General features: G+C 60.3%; 25 protein-coding genes. 14 read left to right on the top strand and 11 right to left on the bottom strand.

Going from position 1 to position 25,951, the window contains the following annotated elements; genetic code table 11:
- Nucleotides 1–67: 67 nt before the first annotated feature.
- Nucleotides 68–772, bottom strand: coding sequence for a DUF2306 domain-containing protein (locus G359_RS11205; protein WP_245279993.1), 705 nt, complete (start codon nt 770–772; stop codon nt 68–70).
- Between G359_RS11205 and G359_RS11210 the strand changes: the two genes are divergently transcribed.
- The 3 genes from G359_RS11210 to G359_RS11220 all read left to right on the top strand — a co-directional run bounded on the left by G359_RS11210 (nt 771) and on the right by G359_RS11220 (nt 3,139).
- Entirely contained in the window at nt 771–1,259 is a 489-nt protein-coding gene (locus tag G359_RS11210; RefSeq protein ID WP_245279994.1) for a hypothetical protein, read from the top strand. The genes G359_RS11205 and G359_RS11210 overlap by 2 nt on opposite strands.
- A gap of 79 nt (nt 1,260–1,338) precedes the next feature.
- Nucleotides 1,339–2,067: a hypothetical protein gene (locus G359_RS11215; protein ID WP_045836205.1), complete on the top strand. Its 729-nt coding sequence runs from the start codon at nt 1,339–1,341 to the stop codon at nt 2,065–2,067.
- 223 nt (nt 2,068–2,290) lie between these two features.
- Nucleotides 2,291–3,139 (top strand): glycosyltransferase family 17 protein, encoded by an 849-nt coding sequence (locus tag G359_RS11220; protein ID WP_052699322.1) that lies wholly within the window; start codon nt 2,291–2,293, stop codon nt 3,137–3,139.
- A 120-nt stretch (nt 3,140–3,259) separates the two neighbouring features.
- On the opposite strand, the gene G359_RS11225 is transcribed toward G359_RS11220, so the two are convergent.
- On the bottom strand, nt 3,260–4,786 hold the full coding sequence (locus tag G359_RS11225; RefSeq protein ID WP_045836206.1) for a leucyl aminopeptidase: 1,527 nt from the start codon (nt 4,784–4,786) through the stop codon (nt 3,260–3,262).
- A gap of 393 nt (nt 4,787–5,179) precedes the next feature.
- On the opposite strand from G359_RS11225, the gene lptF reads away from it, so the two are divergent.
- The 6 genes from lptF (at nt 5,180) to rsmA (ending at nt 13,370) form a co-directional block, all read left to right on the top strand.
- Nucleotides 5,180–6,370: an LPS export ABC transporter permease LptF gene (gene lptF / locus G359_RS11230; RefSeq protein ID WP_045836207.1), complete on the top strand. Its 1,191-nt coding sequence runs from the start codon at nt 5,180–5,182 to the stop codon at nt 6,368–6,370.
- Nucleotides 6,367–7,461: an LPS export ABC transporter permease LptG gene (gene lptG / locus G359_RS11235; RefSeq protein WP_045836208.1), complete on the top strand. Its 1,095-nt coding sequence runs from the start codon at nt 6,367–6,369 to the stop codon at nt 7,459–7,461. The genes lptF and lptG overlap by 4 nt, the downstream gene beginning before the upstream one ends.
- Before the next feature lie 3 nt (nt 7,462–7,464).
- The gene (locus G359_RS11240) at nt 7,465–9,993 is read left to right on the top strand and encodes an LPS-assembly protein LptD (protein ID WP_045837910.1); all 2,529 of its coding nucleotides are present in this window, start codon (nt 7,465–7,467) and stop codon (nt 9,991–9,993) included.
- A gap of 221 nt (nt 9,994–10,214) precedes the next feature.
- Nucleotides 10,215–11,462, top strand: coding sequence for a peptidylprolyl isomerase family protein (locus G359_RS11245; protein ID WP_245279995.1), 1,248 nt, complete (start codon nt 10,215–10,217; stop codon nt 11,460–11,462).
- Complete coding sequence (gene pdxA, locus G359_RS11250; protein ID WP_045836210.1) at nt 11,446–12,495, top strand: 4-hydroxythreonine-4-phosphate dehydrogenase PdxA; 1,050 nt, start codon at nt 11,446–11,448, stop codon at nt 12,493–12,495. Before G359_RS11245 ends, pdxA begins: the two co-directional genes overlap by 17 nt.
- Nucleotides 12,492–13,370, top strand: a complete 879-nt coding sequence (rsmA, locus tag G359_RS11255) for a 16S rRNA (adenine(1518)-N(6)/adenine(1519)-N(6))-dimethyltransferase RsmA (RefSeq protein ID WP_045836211.1) — start codon at nt 12,492–12,494, stop codon at nt 13,368–13,370. Before pdxA ends, rsmA begins: the two co-directional genes overlap by 4 nt.
- Here the strand turns inward: rsmA and gmk are convergent.
- From gmk to G359_RS11300, 9 genes are all read right to left on the bottom strand, one after another.
- Complete coding sequence (gene gmk / locus G359_RS11260; RefSeq protein ID WP_371199050.1) at nt 13,367–14,068, bottom strand: guanylate kinase; 702 nt, start codon at nt 14,066–14,068, stop codon at nt 13,367–13,369. The genes rsmA and gmk overlap by 4 nt on opposite strands.
- Entirely contained in the window at nt 14,058–14,948 is an 891-nt protein-coding gene (locus G359_RS11265) for a YicC/YloC family endoribonuclease (protein WP_045837912.1), read from the bottom strand. Before G359_RS11265 ends, gmk begins: the two co-directional genes overlap by 11 nt.
- Before the next feature lie 91 nt (nt 14,949–15,039).
- On the bottom strand, nt 15,040–16,269 hold the full coding sequence (gene mltG / locus G359_RS11270; protein ID WP_245279996.1) for an endolytic transglycosylase MltG: 1,230 nt from the start codon (nt 16,267–16,269) through the stop codon (nt 15,040–15,042).
- A gap of 270 nt (nt 16,270–16,539) precedes the next feature.
- Nucleotides 16,540–17,802, bottom strand: a complete 1,263-nt coding sequence (gene fabF / locus G359_RS11275) for a beta-ketoacyl-ACP synthase II (protein WP_045836212.1) — start codon at nt 17,800–17,802, stop codon at nt 16,540–16,542.
- 134 nt (nt 17,803–17,936) lie between these two features.
- Nucleotides 17,937–18,179: an acyl carrier protein gene (locus tag G359_RS11280; protein WP_013215676.1), complete on the bottom strand. Its 243-nt coding sequence runs from the start codon at nt 18,177–18,179 to the stop codon at nt 17,937–17,939.
- Between the two features lie 395 nt (nt 18,180–18,574).
- Nucleotides 18,575–19,321 (bottom strand): 3-oxoacyl-[acyl-carrier-protein] reductase, encoded by a 747-nt coding sequence (gene fabG / locus G359_RS11285; RefSeq protein ID WP_045836213.1) that lies wholly within the window; start codon nt 19,319–19,321, stop codon nt 18,575–18,577.
- 10 nt (nt 19,322–19,331) lie between these two features.
- The gene (fabD, locus tag G359_RS11290) at nt 19,332–20,279 is read right to left on the bottom strand and encodes an ACP S-malonyltransferase (protein WP_045836214.1); all 948 of its coding nucleotides are present in this window, start codon (nt 20,277–20,279) and stop codon (nt 19,332–19,334) included.
- A 237-nt stretch (nt 20,280–20,516) separates the two neighbouring features.
- Entirely contained in the window at nt 20,517–21,032 is a 516-nt protein-coding gene (locus tag G359_RS11295) for a VOC family protein (protein WP_245279997.1), read from the bottom strand.
- A gap of 138 nt (nt 21,033–21,170) precedes the next feature.
- The gene (locus G359_RS11300; RefSeq protein WP_045836215.1) at nt 21,171–21,413 is read right to left on the bottom strand and encodes a hypothetical protein; all 243 of its coding nucleotides are present in this window, start codon (nt 21,411–21,413) and stop codon (nt 21,171–21,173) included.
- 371 nt (nt 21,414–21,784) lie between these two features.
- Between G359_RS11300 and rpsF the strand changes: the two genes are divergently transcribed.
- The 5 genes from rpsF to G359_RS11325 all read left to right on the top strand — a co-directional run bounded on the left by rpsF (nt 21,785) and on the right by G359_RS11325 (nt 25,936).
- Nucleotides 21,785–22,342 (top strand): 30S ribosomal protein S6, encoded by a 558-nt coding sequence (gene rpsF, locus G359_RS11305; RefSeq protein WP_045836216.1) that lies wholly within the window; start codon nt 21,785–21,787, stop codon nt 22,340–22,342.
- A gap of 3 nt (nt 22,343–22,345) precedes the next feature.
- A complete protein-coding gene (gene rpsR / locus G359_RS11310; protein WP_045836217.1) occupies nt 22,346–22,600 on the top strand; it encodes a 30S ribosomal protein S18 in 255 nt (84 codons plus the stop codon).
- Between the two features lie 109 nt (nt 22,601–22,709).
- Entirely contained in the window at nt 22,710–23,663 is a 954-nt protein-coding gene (locus G359_RS11315) for a DUF2232 domain-containing protein (RefSeq protein ID WP_045836218.1), read from the top strand.
- Nucleotides 23,664–23,699: 36 nt separating this feature from the next.
- A complete protein-coding gene (rplI, locus tag G359_RS11320) occupies nt 23,700–24,275 on the top strand; it encodes a 50S ribosomal protein L9 (RefSeq protein ID WP_045836219.1) in 576 nt (191 codons plus the stop codon).
- 149 nt (nt 24,276–24,424) lie between these two features.
- On the top strand, nt 24,425–25,936 hold the full coding sequence (locus G359_RS11325; protein ID WP_045836220.1) for a replicative DNA helicase: 1,512 nt from the start codon (nt 24,425–24,427) through the stop codon (nt 25,934–25,936).
- Nucleotides 25,937–25,951 lie beyond the last annotated feature (15 nt).

Below are 25,951 nucleotides of genomic sequence, written 5' to 3' on the forward strand. Positions count from 1 at the left end.
GTCCGTCCTCTTTCGATGGGCGGACAGTAGACGAGGGATCTGAAATCGACGAGGGCCGGTCCTGCGGCTATCTCGCCCGGCTCAGGACGCCTGAAACCATACGCGGCCTGGATATGACAATGGATAGCGGAACCATCCAGCCGATCCACGCCGCAAGCGCATAGACCGGCTCGAACGGCAGGTCGAGAATGATCGCAGTGCCGGTGATGACGCGGAACCAGACCGCGCCGGTCGTCACAGCAACCATCGCCATCATCAGATCCGCGTGGCGCGAGATATTCCGTCGGCGGATCGCAAGATAGGCCGCCCCGAAAAGATAGAGCCACACAAGTCCCTGGACGAAGAACCCGGCGCGGGCCAAAACCGGTGAATGGCTCATGATGGCGACAGGTAACGACGTCAGCCCCCCAATCACCACAAATACGCCCAACAGCCGGCCAAGCGCTCTGTGAAGCTCAAGCTCAGCGCGATGTCTGACGGCTATGACGATCGGAGCAAGCAGTAACGCCATTGCCGACGACAGCATGTGCGCCGGAAATAAGATCGGCGCACGACCGGCGAGTTCGAACATTTCATAGGGCAACGCGATGAGGCCGGTACCTGATCCGATTGCGACCGCCCCAACAGGAATAACGAGGAAGCCGATGATCGAAAGAATTGCGATGCGCAGAACCAACCTCGACGGTACGCCGAGGCGCGAAGGCCCGGGCGGTGTCGCCCGAACTGCAGCAGGATGTATCGTCGCCATATCGGTCATCGTGATGAGCATCATGGCCATAGGATTTGGCGGCTCTGCGGCGGCGGACGATGCAGTTGCCACAAAGGCCGGCGAAATCGCAACGGTCTCGCTCGAGGGAAGATGGGTCGGCCGCTATTACGGCTACGGCCGAAGCAAGGACGCCGTAGACTGCGGTGACGACGGTTGCGGTCTCACCTACGATATCGTCGCCTGCAAAGAAGGCTGGTGCGGGATCAAGATCAAAGACGACAAGTCATGCGGCGCAGTCGCCGTCCATCTCACAGCCGACGCCAAACAGGGCGACGCCGCATTCAAGGGCAAGCTCGAGCTGGCGAAGGGCGCTGCCCCCTATACGGTCGAAGCTTGGTACGCGGCCGATCCGGAAACCAAAACCATCCAGCTCCATCTCCTCGGCGACACCGGCCCCGAACTCATGCTCTTCAGGCGGTCTTTTCCGTTGGAGGCGAACTTTGAGCGCGCTGGCGATGCAACTTGCAAAATCGATGAAACGACGAGCTGACGGTTAAAACGCTACCCGGTTGCGCCGCCATTGCCGAGCCCTGCGGCTCTGCTAGTCTCGAAGGCGGAGCGGGGTATCGATGCACATTCTATTCAACGGTCTCATGATGGCGCTGGAGCTGGCGGCAATTCTCGCCGTCGCCTGGACGGGTTTTACGGCGCCGCTGATATTTGCCGCCGGCACGGCGCTGTTGGCGCTCGCCGTTGGCGCAGCACTCGAGATCGCCCGCCTCAAATACGAATTCCCGTTTTATTTCGATCGTCCGCCAGGGCGGTCTATGATCGTCATCGTTGCGGTCGGGGCGCTGGAGGCGATAACGAAGGCCATCCTCGCGGGCGTCGTGGGGCTCCTGACATTTCTCGGCACCGACCAGGAGCGGCTGAAGCTCGTCGCCGTGATTTTCGCAGTTTCCCTCTTTCTCGGCGTGCAGGCCGTCAGGTTTCTCATGGACCGGCTGAAGGCCCGCCCGATGCGTTGGGGTTATTTCCGGCTCGCGGCACCCCTGGGATTGCTGTTCTCGGCGGGGCTGACATTGCTGCCCGCCCCCGGCATCACAGAGCTTGCGAAGCGCGCCGCGTTCGATCTTCCCACGAAGCCGACGATGGAGCAGGCGAGCGAGTTTCTCTTTCTGCTGAAACAGAGCTTCGACGAGATTGTCGTCCGCATGCTGTCTTGGGTTTTTGATCCGACCCTGGCCCAGGCGATCGGAGCTGTAGTCTCCGTCAACATGCTGTCGGGCTTTGTCCTGGCGCTCTATGCCGTGTTGATCGCGGAAGGCATCAGAACACTCGAACGCCGCGAGCCGTAACGGGCACCGCCGATCATCCGCTGGATGAACGCTTGCAACGTAGGCGACGTATTTTCGTCAGCATAGACCAAGAAAATTCTCTGGTGCCGTCATTTACACGGGAAAAGGCACCCCAGCAGTGGTAGCAGTTCGCAGCGGGCCTATTATCCGCTCCGACGTGACCGAAAAATCTCGAAATTACTCAATCACCGGAATATCGCATCCGAGCTGACGGAGCATTGCGATGCTCTTCGATTGCTTCAGTTTCTTCAACGAACTCGATTTGCTCGAAGTGCGGCTGCACGAGCTTGACGCGCTCGTCGACCATTTCGTGCTCGTTGAAGCGCACCAGACCTTTCAGGGCCACCCGAAGCCGCTCTATTACGCCGAGAATGCGGATCGCTTTTCGCGTTTCGCCGGCAAGATCATCCATGTCGTCGTGGACTTTCCTCCGACCATCGCTGGATATGCTCTCGATACCAAACCCCTCGATGCCAATTGGGCGCGCGAGCACTATCAGCGTAATCAAATCGGCAAGGGATTGGTCACAGCGCGAAAGACCGATTTGATCATCGTGTCGGACGTCGATGAGATCATCAGCGCTTCAGCGCTGAAACGCGGCCTTGCCGAACGCAGGCCCGGTGAACTGACGATCTTCGAAATGCCGATATATCGCGGCTGCGCAAACCGGCGGGTGAGGAGCCTGTCTTGGGATAAAGGGCCGCGTCTCATCGAGTACGGTCAGTTCCCGGGAGCCCAGCGTCTTCGGCTGACGAAGATATCGGCGTCAAGGAGCCTTCAAGGGACGCTGCTTGGGCGCCTTCACGCCAGAGCCTGGAATTGGATGAACACCGGTATCACCGGGCCTGTGCGGGTCATTCCAGAGGCGGGCTGGCACATCACGAGCCTGGGCGATTGGGAAACGTGGCGACGGAAGGTCTCCGCATACTCGCACACCGAGCATAAAATGTTGGCGAGCTTCGAAAGCTCGACCGAGTATGAGAAGAATCTCGCGGGCGATACCGAGATTGTCGGAATCGGCGAGATGCCGAACTTCATCCAGCAGAACCCGGACAGATTTGCGCTGGCTTAACCGCCCCGTCCTGCAATTCGCATAATAGATATTATGGAAACAAATGGGTGGACCGGCTTGTGTATCATAATGATACGCAGATCCACCCATTGTTAATTTTCAGATCTTTGGACCGATCTGTTACTTGTCGGCCTTCTCATGCTGCTCCGCGAATGCGTTGAGCAGTCTCACGCCCCAGCCGGCACCCCAGCTCTGGTTGATATCGTTGCGGCTACCGTCCATAGCCGTGCCGGCGAGATCGATGTGGCTCCAGGGCGTGTCCTTTTGAACGAAGCGCTGCAGGAAGGCTGCAGCGGTTGCAGCGCCTGCCCAACGGCCGCCGGCGTTCTTCATGTCGGCGTTCTTGGAATCCATCATCTTGTCGAAAGCCTTGTCGAGCGGCATGCGCCAGACTTTCTCTCCTGTGGCCTTCGACGCCGCGAGCAACTCATCGGCGAGCTTGTCGTCGTTGGAGAACAGGCCGGCGTACTCTTTTCCGAGAGCCACCATGATGGCGCCGGTCAGCGTCGCGAGATCGATGACGACCTTCGGCTTGAAGTTCTCCTGCGCGTACCAGAGCACGTCGGCGAGCACGAGACGGCCTTCTGCGTCCGTGTTGATGACTTCGATCGTCTGACCCGACATCGACTTCACGATGTCACCCGGACGAACGGCGTTGCCCGACGGCATGTTTTCGACACAGCCGATCAGACCCACGGCGTTGATGTTTGCCTTACGCTCCGCGAGCGCGTGCATCGTTCCGATCACGGCAGCCGCACCGCCCATGTCGCCCTTCATGTCTTCCATGCCGGCCGCGGGCTTGATCGAGATGCCGCCGGTGTCGAAGACGACGCCTTTGCCGACGAAGCAAATCGGCTTTTGCTTCTTGTTACCCTTGGCGCCGTTCCAAACCATGACCGCAAGGCGCGACGGCCTGACGCTTCCCTGACCCACGCAAAGAAGCGAGCCCATCCCGAGCTTTTCCATGTCCTTGACATCGAGGATTTCGACGCTGACGCCGAGCTTTTCGAGCGCTTTCGACTTCTCCGCGAGTTCAACGGGACCGAGAATATTTGCCGGCTCGTTGACGAGATCGCGCGCCACGTTGACGCCATTGGCAACAGCCTTCAGCGGATGGAATGCTGCCTTGGCTTTGTCAGGATGCGCCACCTGGATGACGAGCTTTTTCAGGCCGTCTTTCTCGGCTCCGTCTTCTCCGGATTTCTTCGTCAGGTATTTTTTGAAGTTGTAGTGGCGGAGCACCGCGCCCTGGGCAATCAATGCGGCCGCCTCATCCGCCGAGATATCGCCCGCGCCCTCCACATCGACGATCACGCTCGCCGTCGTCGTCTTGCGATTTTGAATGGCCGCCAAGATCGCGCCGCCGAGATCGACGAGCTGGAGATCGGTCAGCGTCGACGTCTTACCGAGACCGCTGACGATCAAGCGATCGATTCCGATCTTGGCGGGGGCAAGGATCTCGATCGATGACTTGTATTTGCCTTTGAAATCGGCGGCAGCTGCAGCTTTGCTGAGCGCGCTGGCCGACTTCGTTTCGAGTTCCCGAGCCTTGCTTCCGAGAACCAAGCCGTCGCCCGCGAATACGACAGTGACGGATTCAAGCTCGGCGTTGAGCGGCGCGAAAGCGATTTCGAGGCGATCGGACATTTTCAAAACGACTCCAAGTTAAAGAGGATCGAGGCGCGAAAGGGCCAAGGGTGGGTTAGGATGCTGGGACGCGGACGCCGATCCGCTGGCTTTCCGGCACCCTGTGCACGATGGCGGCGGAATGGACAAGAACCGGTGGATAGACGGCACAACTTAGTCGTTCGCGAAGGCGTGGCAAGGGAGCCATTGCAATCACTCTTCCATCTAAAGCTCTTTCGCGATCTAACCGTTTGTGCCCAAAGAGCGTTTTTGGGCATCCGCCAGACGGCTGGAGAACGGCGGAAAGCCGAAATTCCGCCACTGTGCTATGGGAGCCGGACATGTCCTCACAGGAGCCGGTGATGAGGAAAGTGCTTCGGCCAACGTGGCCGGAGGGGGGAGAGCGGCTAACGCATGCGAATTTTCTCGAGATATGTCTTCCGGCAGGCCGTGGGCTCGTTCCTGCTCATCCTGGCGTCGTTGACGGGCATCGTCTGGATTGCTCTGGCCTTGCGCCAGTTCAACGTCGTGACCAGCCAGGGTCAGGACACCTGGATGCTCGTCAAAATGACATCCCTCGCCGTCCCGAATCTTATGGCGATCATCGCCCCGTTTTCGTTTTTGATCGCAGCCCTCCACACCCTTAATCGCCTGAATACCGACAGCGAACTCATCGTCCTTTCGGCGGCGGGCTCCAAGGTTTGGACGGTTGCGAGGCCGCTCATCCTCCTGGCTTTGCTTGTCAGCTGCTTTCTGGCGTTCGTCGGTCACATCGCCCAGCCGTGGAGCATGCGGTTGCTGAGCGATTATCTCGTGCAGGTCCGAAGCGATCTCTTGACCCAGGTCATCCAGCCCGGCCGCTTTTCAAGTCCCGAACCCGACCTGATGTTTCATATTCGCGACCGCTCGGCCGACGGCGAGCTTCTCGGCCTCGTCATGCACGACACCCGGGACAAGGCGCAGACCCAGAGCTATCTCGCCGAGCACGGCACGATCGTAAAGCAGGACGGCACCGCCTATCTCGTGATGTCGACGGGCCATATCATCCGCCGTACGGAGGCCGACGCGCCGCCGCAGATCGTTGCCTTCGACAAATACGTCGTAGACCTCGACCGGTTCGAACCTCAGGATGACGCATCGGGCGAGCGAAAGCCCCGCGAGCGCTATTGGAGCGAACTCACGCATCCAAGCCCCGACAGCAGGCTCTTCAAAAGCTCGCCCGGCCAATTCCGCGCCGAAATACACGAAAGGTTGGTCGGTCCCCTCTATCCGATAGCCTTTGTATTCCTTATCGTCGCCTTCGTGGGCCAAGCGAGATCAACCCGCTCGAGCCGCATGCAAAGCCTCGTGCTGACGTTCCTTTTCGCCGCCACCTGCCGTATGGCCGGGTTGGCGTTGAACAGCGCGGTGACGCGGGATGCCTCGATGCTCATCGCACTTTATGCTGTTCCCACCACGGCCATCGTTCTGTCGTTGATCATAATCAAACGGTCCGACCGCCAGAGGTCGGGGATCTCGATCTTCGGACGCCTCATCGATGCGATGTCGGGAATGGCTGACGTCATCATTCGCCTCGTCATGCCGCGCCGGAAGATAGCCACATGATCCGCTCCTTCACTCTGACGCGCTACATAGCGAAGCTGTTCTTCGTCGCGATTGCCTCCACGCTGGCCGTTTGCGCGCTGCTGATCTTCATGATCGATTTCGTCGAGTTGCTGCGACAGTCGAGCAAGTTCGGCAGTGTCCCAGTGACAACGCTGGTCGGCATCGCCCTTCTTCGCCTCGGTGCCTACGTCGAATTCCTGATCGGGTTCGCAGTCCTCGTTGGCACGATCAGCGCCCTTCTCTATCTGAACCGGAAGAGCGAACTTGCCGTCATGCGAGCCGGCGGCATGTCGGTCTGGCAATTCCTGGCCCCAGGCATCTTGGTCGGGCTTCTCGTCGGCATCAGCGCGGTGACCGTATACAACCCGCTTGCTGCTCGCGGCCGGGCCAAATCGGAGCAGGTGTTCGCCAAGGCTTTCGGCAACGACACCAACCTGCTTCGCGCCCAGGGCGGCGGCTCCTGGATCACGCAGAACGGCGTCGATGGAGAATCGGTCTTAGGCGCCGCGGCCGCGACGAACCGGGGCCTGACGCTGAACGGCGTCATGATTTTCGCTTATGACCGTGACGGGCATTTCGCCGAACGCGTGGACGCCAGCCAGGCAGAGCTCAAAGACGGCTATTGGCGGCTGACCGACGCCTGGGTTTCGCGCCTCGGCCAGCAGCCCGAAAAATTCAGTTCCTACCTTGTATCCACATACCTGACGCCGGACCGGGTCCAGGAGGCGCTGGGGACGGTCTTTTCCGTATCTTTCTGGGACCTCCCGGAACTCATAGAAGCCGCGGAAAAAGCGAAACTTTCGACCGAACGCCTTAGGGTCCAGTACGAATCCCTTCTGGTTCGTCCCCTGCTCTGCGTCGCAATGGTCCTTTTGGCGGCAACTGTGTCATTGCGGTCATTCCGCTCAGGTGGCATCCAGACTATGGTTACGACAGGGATGATCGGCGGGGTTGGGTTCTTCTTGTTCTCGGAAATCGCGAGACAAATTGGCATCGCAGGTCTGGCACCAGCGTGGGCGGCAGCATGGTTGCCTGTCGCACTTGTTTTGGTCATTGCAACCACGGTGCTGTTGCACCAGGAGGACGGCTGAGTGATGCGTGAAGCGCGGACACCGCAAGAGGGTTGCGGGCCGTTTCGCGAGGGTTCTCGTCGCCTTAAGGGGCGCGGGGCCGCTCGTGCGCTTCTGCGCCTTGTGCTCATCGGCTGCGTCGCGACCATCTCGAGCCTCGCCCACGCGCAGGTTTCCGACCTGAACAATTCGAAAAAGACCCAGTCGTCGTTCGGAGCCGCGAATTCGCCGAGCGCCATCTTCGGCAAGGTCAGCACGAATATCGATCGCGCCCAGCCCATGCGTCTGCAGGGCGACCAGCTGATCTACGACAAATCGGGTGATCGCGTCATTTCACGCGGCAACGTCGAAATTTTCTACAACAACTACATCCTGACCGCCGACGAAGTCGTCTACGATCAGAGCGGTGGAACGCTGACGGCCGTCGGCAACGTCACGCTGAAAGAGCCGCAAGGCAACATCGTCCACGCCGATCGCTATACGCTGACCGACGACTTCCGCGACGGCTTCGTGTCGGCGCTGTCCATCGTCTCGGCCGATAAGTCCCATATCTCCGCCGACCGCGCGACTCGGCGCGAGGGCAACATAACCGAGTTCGAAAACGGCAAGTTCACGCCGTGCCAAAGCGATGGCAACACGCCGCCCCTCTGGTGCATCAGCGCGGCCCGCATCATCCACGATCAGGAAGCTGCGACCCTGACCTATCAGGACGCCTACTTCCAGATCTACGGTCAGCCGATCTTGTACCTTCCGTACTTCCAGAGCCCGGACCCGTCCGTGAAGCGGAAGACCGGCTTCTTGACGCCTGACTACGGCCACTCGTCGACGCTCGGCTACATCACCGGCATCCCGTATTTCTTCAATCTGGCGCCGAACTACGACGTGACGCTCGAACCGCTCTACATGAGCGAGCAGGGCCTGTTCATGAAGGGTGAGTGGCGGCACCGCCTTGCGAATGGCGAATACACCGTGAAACTCGCGGGCATCGACCAGGATGCGGCTAACCTTCCGGGCGGCGCGAACGCCAACAATAACGCGAAACTCGACGGCTTCCGTGGCAGCGTCGAGACCCACGGTTTGTTCTCATTGTCGAGCTGGTGGAAATTCGGCTGGGATGCGATCGTCGAAAGCGACGATCAGTTCCGGCGCTTCTATAAACTCGACAGCGTTCTCGTGACCGATCGCGTCAATCAGGTTTACCTGACCGGACAGTCCGATCGGAACTACTTCAACGCCACGCTCTATCAGTTCGGCGGCCTGTTGACCAACGACACGCCGGAAACCGAAAGCTACACGCACCCGATCATCAACTACAATTATGTGTTCGCCGACCCCGTACTCGGTGGCGAGCTCAAGTGGAACACGAATGTCCTAAGCTTCACGCGTACGGACGGCACCGTTGTCGATCCTTTGACCGGTCGCCAACAGGACCAGAACATCAACCGCATCATCACCGAGCTGAATTGGCGTCGCCGTTTCACTGACGCCATCGGCATCAGCTACACGCCATTCGCAGATATTCGCGGCGATGTTTACCAATATGATAACGTCGTCGATCCCACGAGCGTAACACTAATACAGCCGGAGCCCGCGACCGGGCCTGCGGTGGACCCCACTACGACCCGAATAATCGGGAACGAAACCGTGACGCGCGGCATCGTCGATGGCGGCGTACTCGTCTCCTATCCCTGGGTTGCGAATTCGTCCGTCGGAACGCACATCGTCGAACCGATTGGCCAGATCGTTACGCACCAGGAAAGCCTGCCGCAACGCCGGTTGCCCAACGAAGACGCCCAGAGCCTCGTCTTCGACGACACCAACCTGTTCGCGACGACGAAGTTTTCGGGCTACGACCGCATCGAAACAGGCACGCGCGTCAACGCCGGCTTGCAGTACACTTTCCAGGCCAACGACGGTGGTTACGCACGCTTCCTGGCTGGCCAGAGTTATCAGCTGTCGGGAGACAACGCCTACCTATTGCCGGGCCGGACCGGCGAGGGCAACTTCGTCTTTAATCCCCTTAACGGCCTTGAGACCCAAAAATCCGACTACGTCCTCGGCGCCTATTTCGCCCCAATCGCCGATTTCCGGATCATTTCGCAGAGCCGGTTCAACGAATCCACGCTCGCTTTGAAACGCGAGGATCTTGCCGCGGTGGCCAAGTATGGCCCGCTGTCGGTGCAGGCAGGCTATTCGTATGACGCCGATGCCCTGTTTACAGACCCGGACAATCCCGACAAGATTGCCACCCTGACGCGCCTGGAGGAAGTCCTGGGCTCAGCGACGCTCCAGCTGACCAACCGTTGGAGCGTCGGCGGGTCGACACGCTATGACCTCGAGAGCGGCAATTTCCGCTATGATAGCGTTAATCTCAAATACGCCGATGAATGCTTCGTGCTGACGGCCTCGTATATTCAGTCCAACTACTCCGATCTCTCAATCGAACCGGACCAGACCGTTATGTTGCGGTTCGAATTCAAGCACCTCGGAGATTTTGCGGCGACGACGGGCAATCTGGACTTCAATATGGGTGGCGACCAGCGTACGAACTAATTCCGCTGGCGGCGCCCACACCCTTGAGCCAAGGGGAACCGGATTTTGGCCACTCTTGATGTGGATAAGCCCCAATCACCGGCCGCGGCCGCGGTATCCTGACGGCCACGCCGATTCGGACTTATGGATGTCGTTTAAGCATGCCCTTGCCACGCACCAGCACCGCTAACTTTTCATCCCTTGCGGTGCGATGCGCACTCGCGAGCCTCGCGAGCGTGGCGATGTCGTTCGCCGTTGCCGCTCAGGGAGGGACCGTCGCCGTGACGGGCGATGGCACATCGTCTCTGCCGAAGCCCGCCGTCGGTGAAACCCCCGGCTCATCCACCGATGCCCAGGGCAAAAACCAAAAGAAGAAGAAATCTCAGACACCCGCTGCCGCTGAACCGGCAGACCGGGACACTTTGGCCCCGACCAAAGACCAGCGCGCGATAGCAGTACTGGTCAATGACGAGCCGATCACCGGCTTCGAGATCGACCAGCGCGCGATGATGCTCAGCGGCACCAACATTCAACAGCAGGCGAAAGCCAACTTCGAATCCATCATCAAAAATCCGAAGACCTCGGAACGGCTCAAGGCGCTCCTGCAGGAAACCGTAAAAGCCAACGAAGGAAAATCGCGCGACGAGATCATCGCAATTTTCGAGCGCCGCAAAAAAGAGTTCGGCATGAGCCTGCAGAAGCAGGCATTTGAAAGCGCCAGAAACTCCGCGCTTCCCGCCATGAAAAAGCAGGCAGTCGAGGAACTGATCGACGACCGGCTCAAGATGCAGGAAGCCAAAAAGCAAAGCGTCACGATTGAAGATGCCCAGATCGACGGTATCGTCAGCGGCATCGCCGAACGCAACAAAATGACGGTCGAGCAATTCACGAAGCAGATCGGCGGCAGTCTCGAGCCGATCAAAGCGCGCATCAAAGCCACGCTCTCCTGGAACGAGGTCGTGCGTCGCCGGTTCGGCCCCCTGATCAACGTTACGAACAAGGACGTCGATAAGCTCGTCGCGGCGTCCACCGTGGCCGGCAACGACGATGTCGAATTGCAGGTGCAGCGCGTTCGGATATCGATGCCGGTGAAGATCGAGGAAAATGGCGTGGCCGCGCGCATCCAGGAAGCCGATAAGATCAAGTCAAAGTTCGCAGGCTGCCAAACAACGGCCGCAGCAGCCACCGGCGTTCCGGGCGCTAGCTTCGAAGATCTCGGCAAACGGCGCCCCTCGACAATCTCAGAGCCGACCCGGACCCTTCTCGTCAACGCGAGCGACGGCGAGATGCTTCCGCCGACTGTGAATGACGGGGCGATCGAACTCTGGGTCGTTTGTGGACGCAATGTCGTGAAGGCCGTCGACGAGAAGCGCAACCAAGCCGAGGGCGAACTCAAGCAGAAGGAGTTCGAACTGATGGCCAAGCGCTACATCAAAGACCTCCGCGAGGACGCCCACATCGAGTACCGGATAAATGTCGGCTCCCGATAAGGAGCGGCGCCGGCCCCTGGCACTCACGATGGGTGACGCTGCGGGGATCGGCCCCGAGCTCTCGCTTCAGGCTTGGAAAGACCGTTTCACCGATCGACTGCCGGCGTTCGTTCTCTACGCCGACATCGAGTTGATGCGTGCGGCCGCTCGTGCGGCTGGCATCGATGACAAAGTCATCGTTCCCGTGACGGATATATCAGCCGCGGCAGACGTCTTCCGCGATTCGCTCCCGGTCTTGTCCATTCCGCTCGCAGAACCTGCCAAGCCTGGCAGTCCGTCCGTCCGCAATGGGCCCGCAACAATAAGCGCTATCCGGAGCGCCGTGGCCGACGTAGCAGCAGGCCACGCATCCGCCGTCGTCACCAATCCGATCGCGAAATCTGTGCTCTACGGCGCGGGCTTCGAATTTCCCGGCCATACCGAGTATCTGGGCGCACTGGCGGCCGAGTTCTGGCCAGGCGAACCATCTGAGCCGGTGATGATGCTCGCCTCATCGAAGCTGCGCGTTGTGCCGCTGACGATCCACGTCCCGCTAAAGGACGTGCCCGCACTGCTGACCGCCGATAAGATCATCAAAACCGCGCGCATCATGGCAGCATCCCTGCGGCGTGACTTCGGCATCGAAAACCCGCGTATTGCGGTTGCGGGACTCAACCCGCACGCGGGCGAAGACGGTGCTCTCGGTTCGGAAGACGCCGAAATCATACGCCCGGCGATCGAGGCCCTGAGGGCCGAGGGCCTTGACGTAACAGGCCCCCACGCCGCGGATACGATGTTTCACGATGCAGCCCGCAAGACCTATGATGCGGCACTCGCCATGTATCACGATCAAGGATTGATCCCGATCAAGACACTCGCATTCGACGAAGGGGTCAACGCAACAATCGGCTTGCCGTTCGTTCGCACATCTCCCGATCACGGCACGGCTTTCGCCATCGCTGGTAAAGGAGTTGCATCAGCCACTAGTCTCAAGGCCGCGTTGAAACTTGCAGGCGAGATGGTCGCGCGCAGACTTAGCGCGGCAGCATCATGAAAGCCTCCACCAGCCCCGACGGCCTGCCGCCTCTACGCGATGTCATCGAACGCTATGGCCTCAGCGCCAAGAAATCGCTCGGACAGAATTTTCTGCTCGACCTCAATCTCACGCGGAAGATCGCGCGTCTCGCTGGCGATCTGAGTGATCGCACCGTCGTGGAAGTTGGGCCCGGGCCCGGCGGCCTGACGCGCGCACTTTTGATCGAAGGCGCGAAGCGCGTCGTCGCCATCGAACGGGACGATCGTTGCCTCCCAGCGCTCGCCGAAATTTCGGAGCGATTCCCCGGCCGCCTCGATGTCCACGCGGACGACGCCCTTAATGCCGATTGGCGGAAGCTGCTCGAAGGCGCGGGTCCCGTGACGGTCGCGGCGAACCTTCCCTATGGTATCGCCTCGCTGCTGCTCGTCGACTGGCTCGAAACCGAACCTTGGCCGCCGTGGTACGATCGCATGGTTCTGATGTTCCAGCGCGAGGTCGCCGAACGCATCGTTGCGGCGCCAAAATCGAAAGCCTACGGCCGGCTTTCCGTACTCGCGCAATGGCGGACGGAAGCCAAGATCGTCATGAATCTGCCGCCGGAGGCCTTCACGCCGCCGCCGAAAGTTGCTTCAGCCATCGTCGAGTTTCGCCCGCGCGCCAATCCCGAGCCGCACTGCGAGGTAAAGACGCTCGCGCGCGTAACGGCGGCAGCCTTTGGTCAGCGCCGCAAGATGCTTCGTTCGAGCCTGAAGCAACTGACGCCGTTTCCGGAGCTGCTTCTGCAGCGGGCTGGCTTATCGCCCGAACGGCGTGCGGAGGAACTCGCCGTTTCGGATTTCGCCCGCCTCGCCGCCATTCTCGACGCGGGTGCCGAAACGCCCCTCAAGGACTAAAGCGCAGACTGCAATTTGCGAACAAAGTCGGAAAGGCCGAGCAGCCGCCCGCGCTTCAGGCGCTCCGCCAGCAGAATGGCAAGCGCCGCGGCCGCGCTCTGCTCGATGTGCGAGTTGACGAGCACGTAATCATATTCCGGCCAATGGCTGATCTCGGACGCTGCCGCAGCCATACGCTTCGCAACGACGTCGGCCGGATCCTGCGCCCGCGATTTCAGCCGGTTCTCGAGCACGTCACCCGATGGCGGGAGAACAAACACTCTGACGACATCGCCCGGCATTTTTTCCGACAGCTGTTGCGCACCCTGCCAGTCGATATCGAACAGAACGTCCTTGCCCTCGCGAATGGCGTCTTCGACCGGAGCGCGCGGCGTGCCGTAGTAGTTGTCAAAGACGCGCGCCCACTCGAGGAGTTCGCCGCGTTCCTTCATACCTTCAAAGGCGCGGTGATCGACGAAGTGATAGTCGACCCCATCCTGTTCGCCCGGACGAGGCGGCCGCGTCGTGACGGAAACCGACATCTTGATGTTGTTGTCGGCGGCGAGCACGCGCCGAGCCAACGTCGTCTTCCCCGCGCCCGACGGCGACGAGACGATATAGAGCAATCCCCGGCGCGCAATGTGCGGCTCGACGATGCCCTCGTTGGTTGCGCCCTTGCTGGAATTGTTCGCGGTATCTTTGGTCATACTATTCGACATTTTGCACTTGTTCGCGAAGCTGGTCGATGACCGTCTTCAACTGCAGCCCGAGCCGCGTGATATCGACCGCATTGGCCTTGGAGCAAAGCGTATTGGCTTCGCGATTGAATTCCTGCGCCAGAAAATCGAGCTTTCGCCCGACCGCACCCGGCTCGCCGATGATGTCGCGGGCTCCCGCGACGTGCGCGGCTAGTCTTTGCAATTCTTCCTCGACGTCGGCGCGCGTCGCCATCAGCATGGCTTCTTGATGAAGGCGGTCTTGATCGAGCGCCGCCGTCGTTTCGAAGAGCCGTGCAATCGCATCCTTGAGACGGTTGGCGATGGCTTCGGGCGTCCGTGAAGGCGACGCCCGCACCTCGCCTGCGAGGCGTTCAATTTGCGCGAGCTGATCCCGAACGATCTCGGCGAGACGCGTGCCCTCTGCCCGCCGCGCTTCGGCGAGGCTATCGAGCGTCGCTTCGAGGCTCCGCAGCAGAGCGCCTTCACGCGCCGCGCGCACTTCGCTGTCCTCGACCGTTTGATCCGCGGTCTCGAGCACGCCCTTGATCATGAGAAACTGCGCCGCATCGGGCTTTGACGCTCCGGACAATGCCGAAACCCGTTCTGCAGCCTTCACGACGTCCGCGAGCACGAGTTCGTTCAAGCGCACCGAGCCGTTGCCTTGCTGCCGTTCGAGAGCGAGCGACAGGGCGATGTTGCCGCGTGCAAACCGCTTTGAGACGGCGTCTCGCGCGGCGACTTCGAGCGCCTCGTAGCCCGGCGGCAGACGGAGCCGAACATCAAGACCGCGGCCGTTGACGCTTCGCGCTTCCCATGTCCAAGCCAAGCCATCGCTCGAGCCATCGACACGGGCAAAACCCGTCATGCTGGAAATTGTCATCAGGGAAGGTCTCATCGACGGGGTGAGCTAGCGGCGCGCAACTTAACGGGAAGCGCCGCGGCCGCCAACAGAAGTTATCATCGCACGCGTTCTATGGCTTTTTCGGCTTCCGAACGGGCAACGGAACGTCACTGGCGTTCGCCGAAGTATCCGCCGAACCGGAGCCCGCGTTGCCGCTGTCGGCCGTTGCCGCGGCGGCCTTCGGGGATTTCTGTCCCTTTGTGGTGACGGGACTGGGCTTCGGACCGCTATCGCTACTCTGCGGAATGGGCGTCGTCCCGGTGTCCTGATCGGAGGTGTCCGCCGCCCCCTGCTTGGCCTTCGTCTGCTTCTCGACGGCACGCCATTTCTGAACAGCCGAATTGTGATCTTTCAGCGTTTCCGAGAACGTGTGGCCACCGGTGCCGTCTGCGACGAAGTAGAGATCGGACGTCTTGGCCGGATGCAGAGCAGCCTGAAGCGCGGGCTTGCCTGGGTTGCAGATCGGCCCCGGCGGCAAACCATTGATCTGATACGTGTTGTACGGCGACTTCGTGTCGATATCGGCCTTCGTGATGCCGCGGCCGAGAACGCCCTGTCCGCCGACGATGCCATAGATGATCGTCGGATCGGATTGCAGCCTCATCCCCTTCTTCAGCCGGTTGTAGAAGACCGCCGCGACCCGGTCGCGCTCATCCGGGCGGCCCGTTTCCTTCTCGACGATCGACGCGAACGTCACGAGTTCCTCGACGGATCGAATAGGAAGATCGGGATCCCGCTCTTCCCAAAGCTCCGTCATGGCTTTCTCCATACCGTCCCGCATCCGGTCCAGGATCTCGTGCCGCGATGCGCCTTTCGAGAAATAATACGTATCGGGGAGGAGCGTCCCTTCGGGAGGGATGTTCGATATCTCGCCGCTAAGGTTCGGTTCGGCCTTGAGACGTTCGACGATCTGCTCGCTCGTCAAACCCTCCGGCAGCGTCGCTTTGTAAAGAATCGACTTCCCCTCAGCGAGGGTGTCGATCACCTCGCGCATCGAGGCGTGTTCCTTGATCTCGTATTCGCCCGCTCGAAGCTCGGTCGTCTTTCTGGATCCGAGAAGTCCTTGCAGCAGATAACCGCCGACGAATGTCCAGCGATTGGTGATGATGCCTTCTTTTTCCAACCGTTCCGCGATTGCAATCCGGCCTTCGCCTTTCGGGATGACGACGGTGCGCGGCGCATCGAGCGGACCAGCGCTTTCGAAATTGTTGAAGATGGCGAATGTCGTTCCGCCGACGAGCAGCATGACAACGAGGGACACCGTGAGGATGCCGCTGATGACGCGAACGAAGCTCCCCAATGCCCGCGACGGCTCGCGCGCTTGCAGGCCACGGGGACGCCCAGGCGCCCGACCCGGCTCCAACCGTTCGGCGGGGCTTCGAGCCCCAGCGGTCCGAGACGTTCTGGTGCCGTCCGGACGCTTCCTGTTTTGACTCATGATACCGCGAGCACCGTCATTGAAAGAGCGCCGCATACGAGGTTATTTGCCCCGAATTGCGCTGCTCGATCCCCCCACCCGCGCGGGACGCTCAACGTAAAATGTGGCAAAAACCCGTACTTGCCGCAGCTTTCACGCTACGCGGCGAAGAACGAGCGAAGCATTCGTCCCGCCGAAGCCGAACGAGTTCGAAAGAGCGGTATTGATATCACGCTTTTGTGCCTTGTGAGGCACAAGATCGATCGCCGTCTCGACCGACGGATTGTCGAGATTGAGCGTCGGCGGGGCGACGTTATCGCGGATGGCGAGAACGGAAAAGATCGCCTCGACCGCACCGGCCGCACCGAGCAAATGGCCGATAGCCGATTTCGTCGAAGACATCGCAAGTCTTCCGGCGCTGTTGCCGAACAGCCGTTCAACAGCCTTGAGCTCGATTTCATCACCCATCGGTGTCGAGGTGCCGTGAGCGTTGACGTAGTCGATCTCGCTCGGGTCAATACCTGCGCGCTTCAGAGCCATCTTCATGCAGCGATAACCGCCGTCGCCATCTTCGGCAGGCGCGGTGATGTGATAGGCATCGGCCGACATGCCGTAGCCCACCACCTCAGCGTAGATTTTCGCGCCGCGAGCCTTGGCGTGCTCGTAGCTTTCGAGAATGACGACACCAGCGCCCTCGCCCATTACGAAGCCGTCGCGGTCCTTGTCGTAAGGACGCGAAGCCCGTGTCGGGTCATCGTTGAAGCCAGTCGAGAGCGCACGGCAAGCGGCGAAGCCCGCCATGGCGATCCGGCAGATTGGGCTTTCAGTTCCGCCCGCCACCATCACGTCGGCATCGTCGAGCGCGATGATGCGCGCCGCATCGCCGATCGCATGCGTGCCGGTCGCGCATGCGGTTACGACCGCGTTGTTGGGACCGCGCAACTGATGCTTGATCGAAACGTAGCCGCCAGCAAGATTGATGAGGCGCCCAGGAATGAAGAACGGCGAAACGCGGCGCGGACCCTTCTCCTTGAGAAGGATCGACGTATCCGCAATTCCCGAAAGACCGCCGATGCCCGAGCCGATGAGAACACCGGCGCGCTCCTGCGCCTCCAGAGTGTCAAGCTTCAAGCCGGAATCCGCAATCGCCTGATCTGCAGCAGCGACCGCATAGATGATGAAATCATCGACCTTGCGCTGCTCTTTCGGCTCCATCCAATCGTCTGGATTGAACTTGCCCTCGGAGGTCGCGCCGCGCGGAATGAAGTTCGCGATCTGGCACGTTATGTCGGAAACTTCGAATTCCTCGATACGCCGCGCACCGCTCTGTCCAGCCAGAAGGTTGGACCACGAGGTCTCGACACCGCATCCGACGGGAGTGACGAGACCCAATCCTGTAATGACGACACGGCGCATCGATTTTTTCTTATTTCCCGTTGGTGTGGCTACGATCCACGCTAGGCGCGTGAAGGGGGCCAGTCACCCAGCCCCCTTTAAAGTCTGTCCATAAGGCGCAATTGCGCTGAGGACGAAACGGAAGAGTGGGGCCCTTAAGCCGCGCTCGCGTTCTTCTCGAGAAACTTAACGGCATCGCCGACCGTCAGGATGTGCTCGGCAGCATCGTCCGGAATTTCGCAACCGAATTCCTCTTCGAAGGCCATCACGAGCTCAACAGTATCCAAGCTGTCTGCACCAAGGTCGTCGATGAAGCTTGCATTGTCGGTGACCTTGTCGGCCTCGACCCCAAGATGTTCTACGACAATTTTCTTCACGCGCTCTGCGACATCGCTCATCGTCAATCCTCGTGTCTTTCTAATTTTTGGCGGCCTTTTATTGCTCGCCTGTTCGCCCTGCAGAACCCGCTAAAAGCCGCATGACAGGATATCAACTTACGAGAAGTCTAGCCTGTTCGGATAGGGGTTCGCCCCGTTCAGAAGTCTTTTTCCTTAGTCGCCGTAGCGTGAGTCTCATCGCTAGGCATCGTCCCCAACTTGCACGGCGCTGAGTTGTCCCCAGCTTCGCACCGTCCCGATGACGTGATTTTGACGCCTCAAAACCGTGGTGTCGTTAACACACTTCAGGAGCAATGCAAAGCACGTGGTGACGCACCTTTCAGCATCCGAAAGCCTGATGACCGAGCGGCCAATAAATCAGGCATTCTGGACGTTTACCAACACCAAAGAGGGCGTCAAACCATCGCCATCCCGCCATTGATGTGCAGTGTTTGACCGGTGATGTAGCCCCCTTCGTTCGAGGCAAGATACAAACATCCGGCGGCCACATCGAGCGGCTCGCCAAAGCGTTGAGCCGGAATGATTTGAGCGATTTCGCCCTTCTGCTTTTCAGTCAGAACGTCCGTCATCGCCGTTTTGATAAAGCCGGGCGCGATGCAGTTGGCCGTAATGCCGCGGGAGGCAACTTCGCGAGCCAGCGATTTGGTCATGCCGATCATACCGGCCTTGGAAGCCGCATAATTGCCCTGACCCGGATTGCCGAATACGCCTGAAACAGAAGCGATATTGATGATGCGGCCATAGCCCGTCTTCGATCGCATCATGTGGCGCGACGCGGCGCGGCAGAGCATGAACGTCGAAGTCAGATTGACGGCAATGACGTCGTCCCACTGGTCATCCTTCATCACCATGAAGAGATTGTCCTTGGTGAGACCCGCATTGTTGACGAGGATATCCAGCCGCCCACCCAGCGCTTTGACCGCTTCATCGACCAATTTCGAGACGCTTGCGCGATCGGCGAGGTCACAGGGAACGACATGAACGCGGTCGCCCAGTTCCTTGGCCAAGGCATCGAGCGCCTCGACCTTGCGTCCGGATATCGCAACGGAAGCGCCTGCCTTGTGCAGCGTACGCGCAATCTCGGCGCCGAGCCCGCCGGTGGCGCCCGTCACGAGCGCAGTCTTGCCGGTCAAATCAAACATTCAAATCTCCTTACTTGGTGAGTGCGGCGATCGCCGCATCGATATCGGCAGGCGTGCCAACGCTTGTCGCGTTGACGCTTGGCGCTGTGCGCTTGACGAGCCCGGCGAGAACCTTACCCGCGCCAATCTCGTAAAAATCCGTCACGCCGGCTGCGACCATGGTCGCAACGCATTCGCGCCAGCGGACCGTGCCCGTAACCTGCTCCACGAGACGCTTTTTGATTTCTTCCGGGTCCGAAATGGGCTGCGCCAGGACGTTTGCAACCACCGGCACCACGGGTGCGCGGACCGTAACCGACGCCAGCGCTTCCGCCATCGCGTCGGCGGCAGGTTGCATCAGCTTGCAATGGAACGGTGCAGAAACCGGCAGCGGCACCGCGCGGCGGACGCCGAACGCCTTTCCGATCTCCCCTACCCGGTCGATCGCAGTTTTATGGCCCGAAAGCACGACCTGTGTTGGTTCGTTATCGTTTGCGATCTGGCAGACGTCACCCTGCGCTGCTTCGGCAGCAACCTTTTCGGCGACATCGATCCCCACGCCGAGAAGGGCCGCCATCGCGCCGACACCAACCGGCACGGCTTTCTGCATCGCCTGGCCGCGGAGCCTGAGAAGGCGCGCCGCGTCGCCAACGGAGAACGCACCGGCAGCGGTAAGAGCCGACCACTCGCCGAGCGAGTGACCGGCGACGAATTTCACATTATCGGCGAGAGAAAAGCCCTTTTCCTGCTCGAGCACGCGCATCACTGCGACCGACACGGCCATCAATGCCGGCTGAGCATTTTCAGTCAAAGTCAGGGTCTCTTTTGGACCCTCCCAGATAATGGCCGAGAGCTTTTCGCCCAGCGCATCGTCGACCTCATCGAAAACAGCTTTGGCGGAAGGAAATGCGTCGGCAAGCGCCTTACCCATCCCAACGTCCTGGCTGCCTTGTCCCGGAAAAACGAATGCGCGTGCCATCGTTTGGAGAAATACCCTGTGCTGGATTGCCGGGAAGCCTTCCCCCACGGCGAGATTCGGCGGCCTTAGTCCACCCCAGCCTTCCCGGTGTCAAGAGACGCACGTCCGGCGCCCGATGGCCGGCCCCCTCTTGGGAAGTCGTCGGGCGCAAACCAAAACGATGCCCGCCCGGCGGCCGGCTCCCCTCTTGAGGAGTCGTCGGGCGCGACAAACGAGTCAACGGGCGCAACAAAAAAGCTAGACCGGCTCCCGCAGGAGATCCGCCAGATCCAGGGCGCGGGTGTACATCGCCAGATTGCCTGCGGCGTCGAGCGGCCATTCGGCTTGCGGACGGTCCCAATAGAGTTCGACGCCATTCCCATCCGGATCTTCGAGATAAAGCGCTTCGCTTACACCGTGATCGCTCGCACCCGTCAGCCTCACGCCCGCCGCGGTCAGCCTTCGGAGAGCGTCGGCCAACCCCGCTCTCGTCGGATAGAGAACGGCAAGATGATAGAGACCGGTCGTACCTGGAGGCGGCGGAGTACCTCCGCGGCTCTCCCATGTATTGAGCCCGATGTGATGATGATATCCCCCGGCCGAAACAAAGGCCGCTTGGTTCCCGAAACGCTGCATGAGCTCGAAACCAAGAACGCCGCTGTAGAAGTCCAGCGCACGTTGAAGATCTGCGACTTTGAGATGGACGTGGCCAATTCTAACCCCGCTATCGATGGGCGAAGGCTTAATCGTCGCCGTTTGAGGCTCGTCAGTCACCTGGAAACTCCCGAATTTGCTCATCCCTCAGATGGGCAGATGCGGGCCCCGGGACAAGGTTTGATGAAAGCGCGCAAAAGAAAAGCGCCGCGAGAACGCGGCGCCCCATGTGAAGGCGAATTTTGAAGGACGTCTCGATCAGCCTTCGACGGTCTCGACCTCGCAAAGTTCTCCGTCGATCAGGTCAAAGAGCACGTCGTCGCCAGAGGCCTCGGCCTTGGCGAGCGCTTCGACGAGGTCGTCATCGATAGGCGCCACCTTGAGAGCTGCGACATCCGATGCCCCGTTTTCCTGCATCGACGCCTCGCCTTCGCTTTTGGCGGTCTCTTCGTCGTCCTCAACCGCCCAGATCGTTTCTTCGGTATAGGCTGCAAACTTCATATCTTCCCGTCTCCCTTCACGCGCCGGGACCGTACCCCGGCAACGCATCTAGGCCATGATTCCTGTGGTGGACGGGTGGCACTTACGCGGCTATTGAGCAGAAATTGACGAATTGACCGGCGGCAGACCGGCTTGCCCTCTCCCCAAATTACTGTATAAGCCCGCTTTCCCGTGTCGGCAGGAGGCTGAACGGGGGCTTAGGTTGCATCGGCTGTTTGGCCGTTTAAGCCCGAGGGGCGCTTCGCGCGCTGTCCCCCAGTGTCTTCTCCTATTTGGTACCAGATTGGCCTTTCTCGGCCTTTTGGGGCTTTGCGCCGGCGGGAAGAACGGACGTCGAAAGACGTTGAAACTCGAACCGAAAGGCCAACCGTATGCCGCTCTATGAGCATACATTCCTGGCACGCCAGGACGTTACCCAGGCCCAAGTCGAAGCGCTCATGAAAGAATTTCAGGGCGTCATCGAAGAAGGCCAGGGCAAAATCACCAAGCAGGAATACTGGGGTCTCAAGAACCTCGCATTCAAGATCAAGAAGAACCGCAAGGCTCATTACGCGTTCTTCAACGTCGATGCTCCTCCGGCTGCCGTGACCGAAATGGAACGTCGCATGGGCATCAACCCCGACGTCATCCGCTTCATGACCGTCCGCGTCGAAGAGCTCGAGACCGAGCCGAGCGTCCAGATGCGCAAGCAGGATCGCGACGACCGCGGTGATCGCGATCGTGGCTTCGGTGGCGGTGGCCGTGGCGGCCCCCCGCGTGGTGATCGTGGTGGATTCGGTGGTGGCGGCGGTCGCGAAGGCGGCTCCACATTCCGTTCGCGCCCGCCCCGTGAAGGCGGCGCACCTGGCGATCGCGGTCCGCGTCCGCCGCGCGAAGGCGAAGCGCCGCGCGCACCTCGTCGTGATTCCACACCTGGCTCGGAGGGCTAACCAATGGCTGAAATCGCCTCGTCAGGCGGCGGAGCCCGCCGTCCGTTCCAACGTCGCCGCAAGACCTGCCCGTTCTCGGGCGCCGGCGCACCGAAGATCGACTACAAGGATGTCCGCACCCTCGGCCGTTATATCTCCGAGCGCGGCAAGATCGTGCCGAGCCGCATCACGGCAGTTTCTGCCAAGAAGCAGCGCGAGCTGGCCCGTGCCATCAAGCGCGCCCGCTTCCTCGGTCTTCTGCCTTACGTGATCAAGTAATCTGGACGGCGGAGCGAGCCTGGCTCGCTCCGCCTTCTTTTTCATACGTTGGGTCGGAACGGGCAACCGGATCCGGCTCTAACCGCCCAAGTCGCGGGACAGCAAACGAATGCAGTCTAAAGTTTTCATACTCGCCATCGCTGCCGGATTGATTTCGGCAATCGTTTTCGCTTCGGCGACGACGGGAGCGTTTCTGCTCCGCATCATTCTCTTCCTGCTGACGCCGTTGCCGCTCTATCTGACGGGCCTTGGACTCGGCCCCGTCGCAGCCGCGATCGCAGCGATCACCGCGACCACTGCCGTTTTGCTGATCGCCAATCCGCTGGCCGCCGAAGTCTACGCAATCAGCACGGCCCTTCCCGCAGTCGTTTGCACGCGCCTTGCACTTCTCAGCCGCGAGTTCGACGGCGAACGCGAATGGTATCCGGTGGGACGCATCGCCGTCGCCGCCGCGATCTTCTCCGCCGTCTTCGCGATGCTCGCCTTGATGTTGATGGGCGGCGACATCGAAACACTGACGAAACTGCTGCGAACGGTCGTCGAGTCATTCGTCAAAACGGAACTCTCGCACGTACCGGGCGCTCCCGCGATCGGTCCGACCGAAATCGATTCCATCACGCGCTCGACAATCTCATCGCTGCCGTGGGCGCTGGGTCTTCTCTCGATGGGAACGATCCTGCTCAATCTTTGGCTCGCCGGGCGCATCACCCTGGCTTCCGGACGCCTTCTGCGTCCATGGCCGGATCTGAGCGAATTCTGGATGCCGACCACCGCAATGTTCGCACTGCTGATCGCGATCGCGCTGTCGTTCGTCGGTGACATGCCGGGATTGCTGGCGTCAGCGGTCGCAGCACCTTTTACGTTGGCATTCGCCCTTGTCGGCCTCGCCGTCGTTCATTCACTGACACGCGGCTCGCCGTGGCGGACGTTCATTCTATCCGCTCTCTATACCGGCGTTCTTTTCGTTCCCTACATCGGCGTTCTGCTCGCCATCACCGGTTTGGCGGAAACCGTCTTTCACTATCGAGCGGCCGGCAGGCCGCCTGAAACACCTACCCAATAATTCAACGTCATCTCATCCCAACAGGAGCTTCAAACCATGCAAGTCATTCTCCTCCAGCGTATCGGCCGCCTTGGCCAGATGGGCGACATCGTCAACGTCAAGGACGGCTACGCCCGCAACTTCCTGCTCCCGCAGAAGAAGGCGCTCCGCGCAACCGAAGACAACAAGAAGGTCTTCGAAGGCCGTCGCGCTCAGCTCGAAGCCGATAACCTCGCTCACAAGTCTGAAGCGGAAGCCGTTTCTGCCAAGCTCACGGGCAAGTCGTTCGTGCTCATCCGCGCTGCCGGCGACACGGGTCAGCTCTACGGTTCGGTTTCCACACGCGACATCGCGGCCGTGATCACCGAAGGCGGCTTCACCGTCGACCGCAACCAGATCGTCCTCGAAAAGCCGATCAAGGCGCTCGGCGTCACGCCGGCCAAAGTTCAGCTTCACCCGGAAGTTTTCGCGACCGTCGACTTGAACATCGCTCGTTCGCAGGACGAAGCCGATAAGCAGGCGCGCGGCGAAAACGTTGCCGTCGTCAAGGAAGAAGCCCTCGAGCTCGAGACGTTCAATCCCGACGCGGTCTTCGAAGAAGGCGGCAGAGATTCGGACGAAGAATCGGCCTGAGTCGAGGCACTTCGAAACTGAGTTGCTTGGTCGTGGCATGATTCCCACGGCCAAGCACTTCTCGAGCCCCGTGTTGATAACGGGGATGCTTTACGGGTTGTATGACCCAGAGCCGAATATGCGTCCCGGAATCTGCTAGCGTCCGGGCCATGGCAAATCCCGCATACCTCGCTACCGAGAGGCTGAAACAAGCCGTATCGGCAGATGAGGCGGTGACCTTCCGTCAACCGCCTCACAATCTCGAAGCCGAACAAGCGCTTCTCGGTGCAATCCTCGTTAACAACGAGGCGCTCGATCGCGTTTCCGGCTTTCTCTCACCCGCGCATTTCTTCGATCCGCTTCATGGGCGAATCTTTGAAACGCTGGCGACGCTCATTCATGCCGGTAAGACGGCGACGCCGATCACGGTCAAAACATTCTTCGAGAATGCCGAGCCGATCGACGCGAACATGACGGTGCCGCAGTATCTCGGCCGTCTCGCCGCCAACGCCACCACGATCATCAATGCCGCCGAGTACGGGCGCACGATCTATGATCTCTCGACCAGGCGGTCGCTGATCATCATCGGCGAAGATCTCGTCAACACGGCCTATGACAGCGCCGTCGATCATCCGCCGCGCGCACAGATCGAAGAAGCGGAAGGCCGTCTCTACTCGCTCGCCGAGCAGAACAAGTACGGAAAAGGCTTCGAGACTTTCAAGTCGGCGTTGACCACCGCTGTTGAGATGGCGAACAGCGCGTTCCAGCGCGCCGGACATCTATCGGGCGCGTCGACCGGCCTCTCCGATCTCGACAACAAGCTCGGCGGATTGCAGCGGTCCGATCTCATCATCCTCGCGGGCCGTCCGTCGATGGGTAAGACGGCGCTCGTGACGAACATCGCCTACAACGTCGCCAAGGCCTATCGGGGCGAACGCCAGCCTGACGGCACGATGAAGACGCTCGATGGCGGCATCGTCGGCTTCTTCTCGCTCGAAATGTCGTCCGAGCAGCTCGCGACGCGTATTCTTGCCGAGCAGGCCGAAATCGGCTCGGAAAAGATTCGCCGCGGCATGATCGACGAGAACGAATTCCGAAAGCTCTCCGAAGTCGCGTCGGAAATGTCGCGCATCCCGCTTTACATCGATCAGACGGGCGGCATCACGATCGCGCAGCTTTCAGCGCGGGCGCGAAAGTTGAAGCGGCAGCACGGCCTTGATCTGCTCGTGGTCGACTACCTCCAGCTGCTCGCCGGATCGAAAGCGAGCAGTAGCGCCAACCGCGTGCAGGAAATCACAGAAATCACGACGGGCCTCAAGGCGCTCGCGAAAGAACTGGCTGTACCGATCATCGCGCTCTCGCAGCTGTCTCGTCAGGTCGAGCAGCGCGAAGACAAGCGCCCGCAGCTTTCCGACCTTCGTGAATCGGGCTCGATCGAGCAGGACGCCGACGTCGTCATGTTCGTCTTCCGCGAAGAATATTACGTCGAACGCCTGAAGCCCGCCGAAGGAACGCCCGAATTTGCCGATTGGATGACCAAGATGAGTTTGGTATCCGGCAAGGCCGAGGTCATCATTGGCAAGCAGCGTCACGGTCCGGTCGGCACGGTTGAGCTGGCCTTCGAAGGCCAGTACACGCGCTTTGGCAATCTGGCTCGAGACTATATGGTGCCCGAGCGATAAGAGATCAGGTGGAAA

Source organism: Hyphomicrobium sp. 99 (genome assembly GCF_000384335.2).
Classification (GTDB): Bacteria; Pseudomonadota; Alphaproteobacteria; order Rhizobiales; family Hyphomicrobiaceae; genus Hyphomicrobium_B.

What these genes read in the sequence shown, in the direction of transcription:
- G359_RS11210 (WP_245279994.1), top strand. Translation starts at nt 771, where the DNA reads ATGGCCATAGGATTTGGCGGCTCTGCGGCGGCGGACGATGCAGTTGCC.
- lptF (WP_045836207.1), top strand. Translation starts at nt 5,180, where the DNA reads ATGCGAATTTTCTCGAGATATGTCTTCCGGCAGGCCGTGGGCTCGTTC.
- G359_RS11300 (WP_045836215.1), bottom strand. Translation starts at nt 21,413, where the DNA reads ATGAAGTTTGCAGCCTATACCGAAGAAACGATCTGGGCGGTTGAGGAC.
- G359_RS11225 (WP_045836206.1), bottom strand. Translation starts at nt 4,786, where the DNA reads ATGTCCGATCGCCTCGAAATCGCTTTCGCGCCGCTCAACGCCGAGCTT.
- rpsF (WP_045836216.1), top strand. Translation starts at nt 21,785, where the DNA reads ATGCCGCTCTATGAGCATACATTCCTGGCACGCCAGGACGTTACCCAG.
- G359_RS11245 (WP_245279995.1), top strand. Translation starts at nt 10,215, where the DNA reads ATGTCGTTCGCCGTTGCCGCTCAGGGAGGGACCGTCGCCGTGACGGGC.
- lptG (WP_045836208.1), top strand. Translation starts at nt 6,367, where the DNA reads ATGATCCGCTCCTTCACTCTGACGCGCTACATAGCGAAGCTGTTCTTC.
- rpsR (WP_045836217.1), top strand. Translation starts at nt 22,346, where the DNA reads ATGGCTGAAATCGCCTCGTCAGGCGGCGGAGCCCGCCGTCCGTTCCAA.
- gmk (WP_371199050.1), bottom strand. Translation starts at nt 14,068, where the DNA reads ATGTCGAATAGTATGACCAAAGATACCGCGAACAATTCCAGCAAGGGC.
- G359_RS11315 (WP_045836218.1), top strand. Translation starts at nt 22,710, where the DNA reads ATGCAGTCTAAAGTTTTCATACTCGCCATCGCTGCCGGATTGATTTCG.
- pdxA (WP_045836210.1), top strand. Translation starts at nt 11,446, where the DNA reads ATGTCGGCTCCCGATAAGGAGCGGCGCCGGCCCCTGGCACTCACGATG.
- G359_RS11325 (WP_045836220.1), top strand. Translation starts at nt 24,425, where the DNA reads ATGGCAAATCCCGCATACCTCGCTACCGAGAGGCTGAAACAAGCCGTA.
- G359_RS11220 (WP_052699322.1), top strand. Translation starts at nt 2,291, where the DNA reads ATGCTCTTCGATTGCTTCAGTTTCTTCAACGAACTCGATTTGCTCGAA.
- G359_RS11215 (WP_045836205.1), top strand. Translation starts at nt 1,339, where the DNA reads ATGCACATTCTATTCAACGGTCTCATGATGGCGCTGGAGCTGGCGGCA.
- rsmA (WP_045836211.1), top strand. Translation starts at nt 12,492, where the DNA reads ATGAAAGCCTCCACCAGCCCCGACGGCCTGCCGCCTCTACGCGATGTC.
- G359_RS11240 (WP_045837910.1), top strand. Translation starts at nt 7,465, where the DNA reads ATGCGTGAAGCGCGGACACCGCAAGAGGGTTGCGGGCCGTTTCGCGAG.
- G359_RS11265 (WP_045837912.1), bottom strand. Translation starts at nt 14,948, where the DNA reads ATGACAATTTCCAGCATGACGGGTTTTGCCCGTGTCGATGGCTCGAGC.
- fabD (WP_045836214.1), bottom strand. Translation starts at nt 20,279, where the DNA reads ATGGCACGCGCATTCGTTTTTCCGGGACAAGGCAGCCAGGACGTTGGG.
- rplI (WP_045836219.1), top strand. Translation starts at nt 23,700, where the DNA reads ATGCAAGTCATTCTCCTCCAGCGTATCGGCCGCCTTGGCCAGATGGGC.
- fabF (WP_045836212.1), bottom strand. Translation starts at nt 17,802, where the DNA reads ATGCGCCGTGTCGTCATTACAGGATTGGGTCTCGTCACTCCCGTCGGA.
- G359_RS11205 (WP_245279993.1), bottom strand. Translation starts at nt 772, where the DNA reads ATGATGCTCATCACGATGACCGATATGGCGACGATACATCCTGCTGCA.
- G359_RS11280 (WP_013215676.1), bottom strand. Translation starts at nt 18,179, where the DNA reads ATGAGCGATGTCGCAGAGCGCGTGAAGAAAATTGTCGTAGAACATCTT.
- fabG (WP_045836213.1), bottom strand. Translation starts at nt 19,321, where the DNA reads ATGTTTGATTTGACCGGCAAGACTGCGCTCGTGACGGGCGCCACCGGC.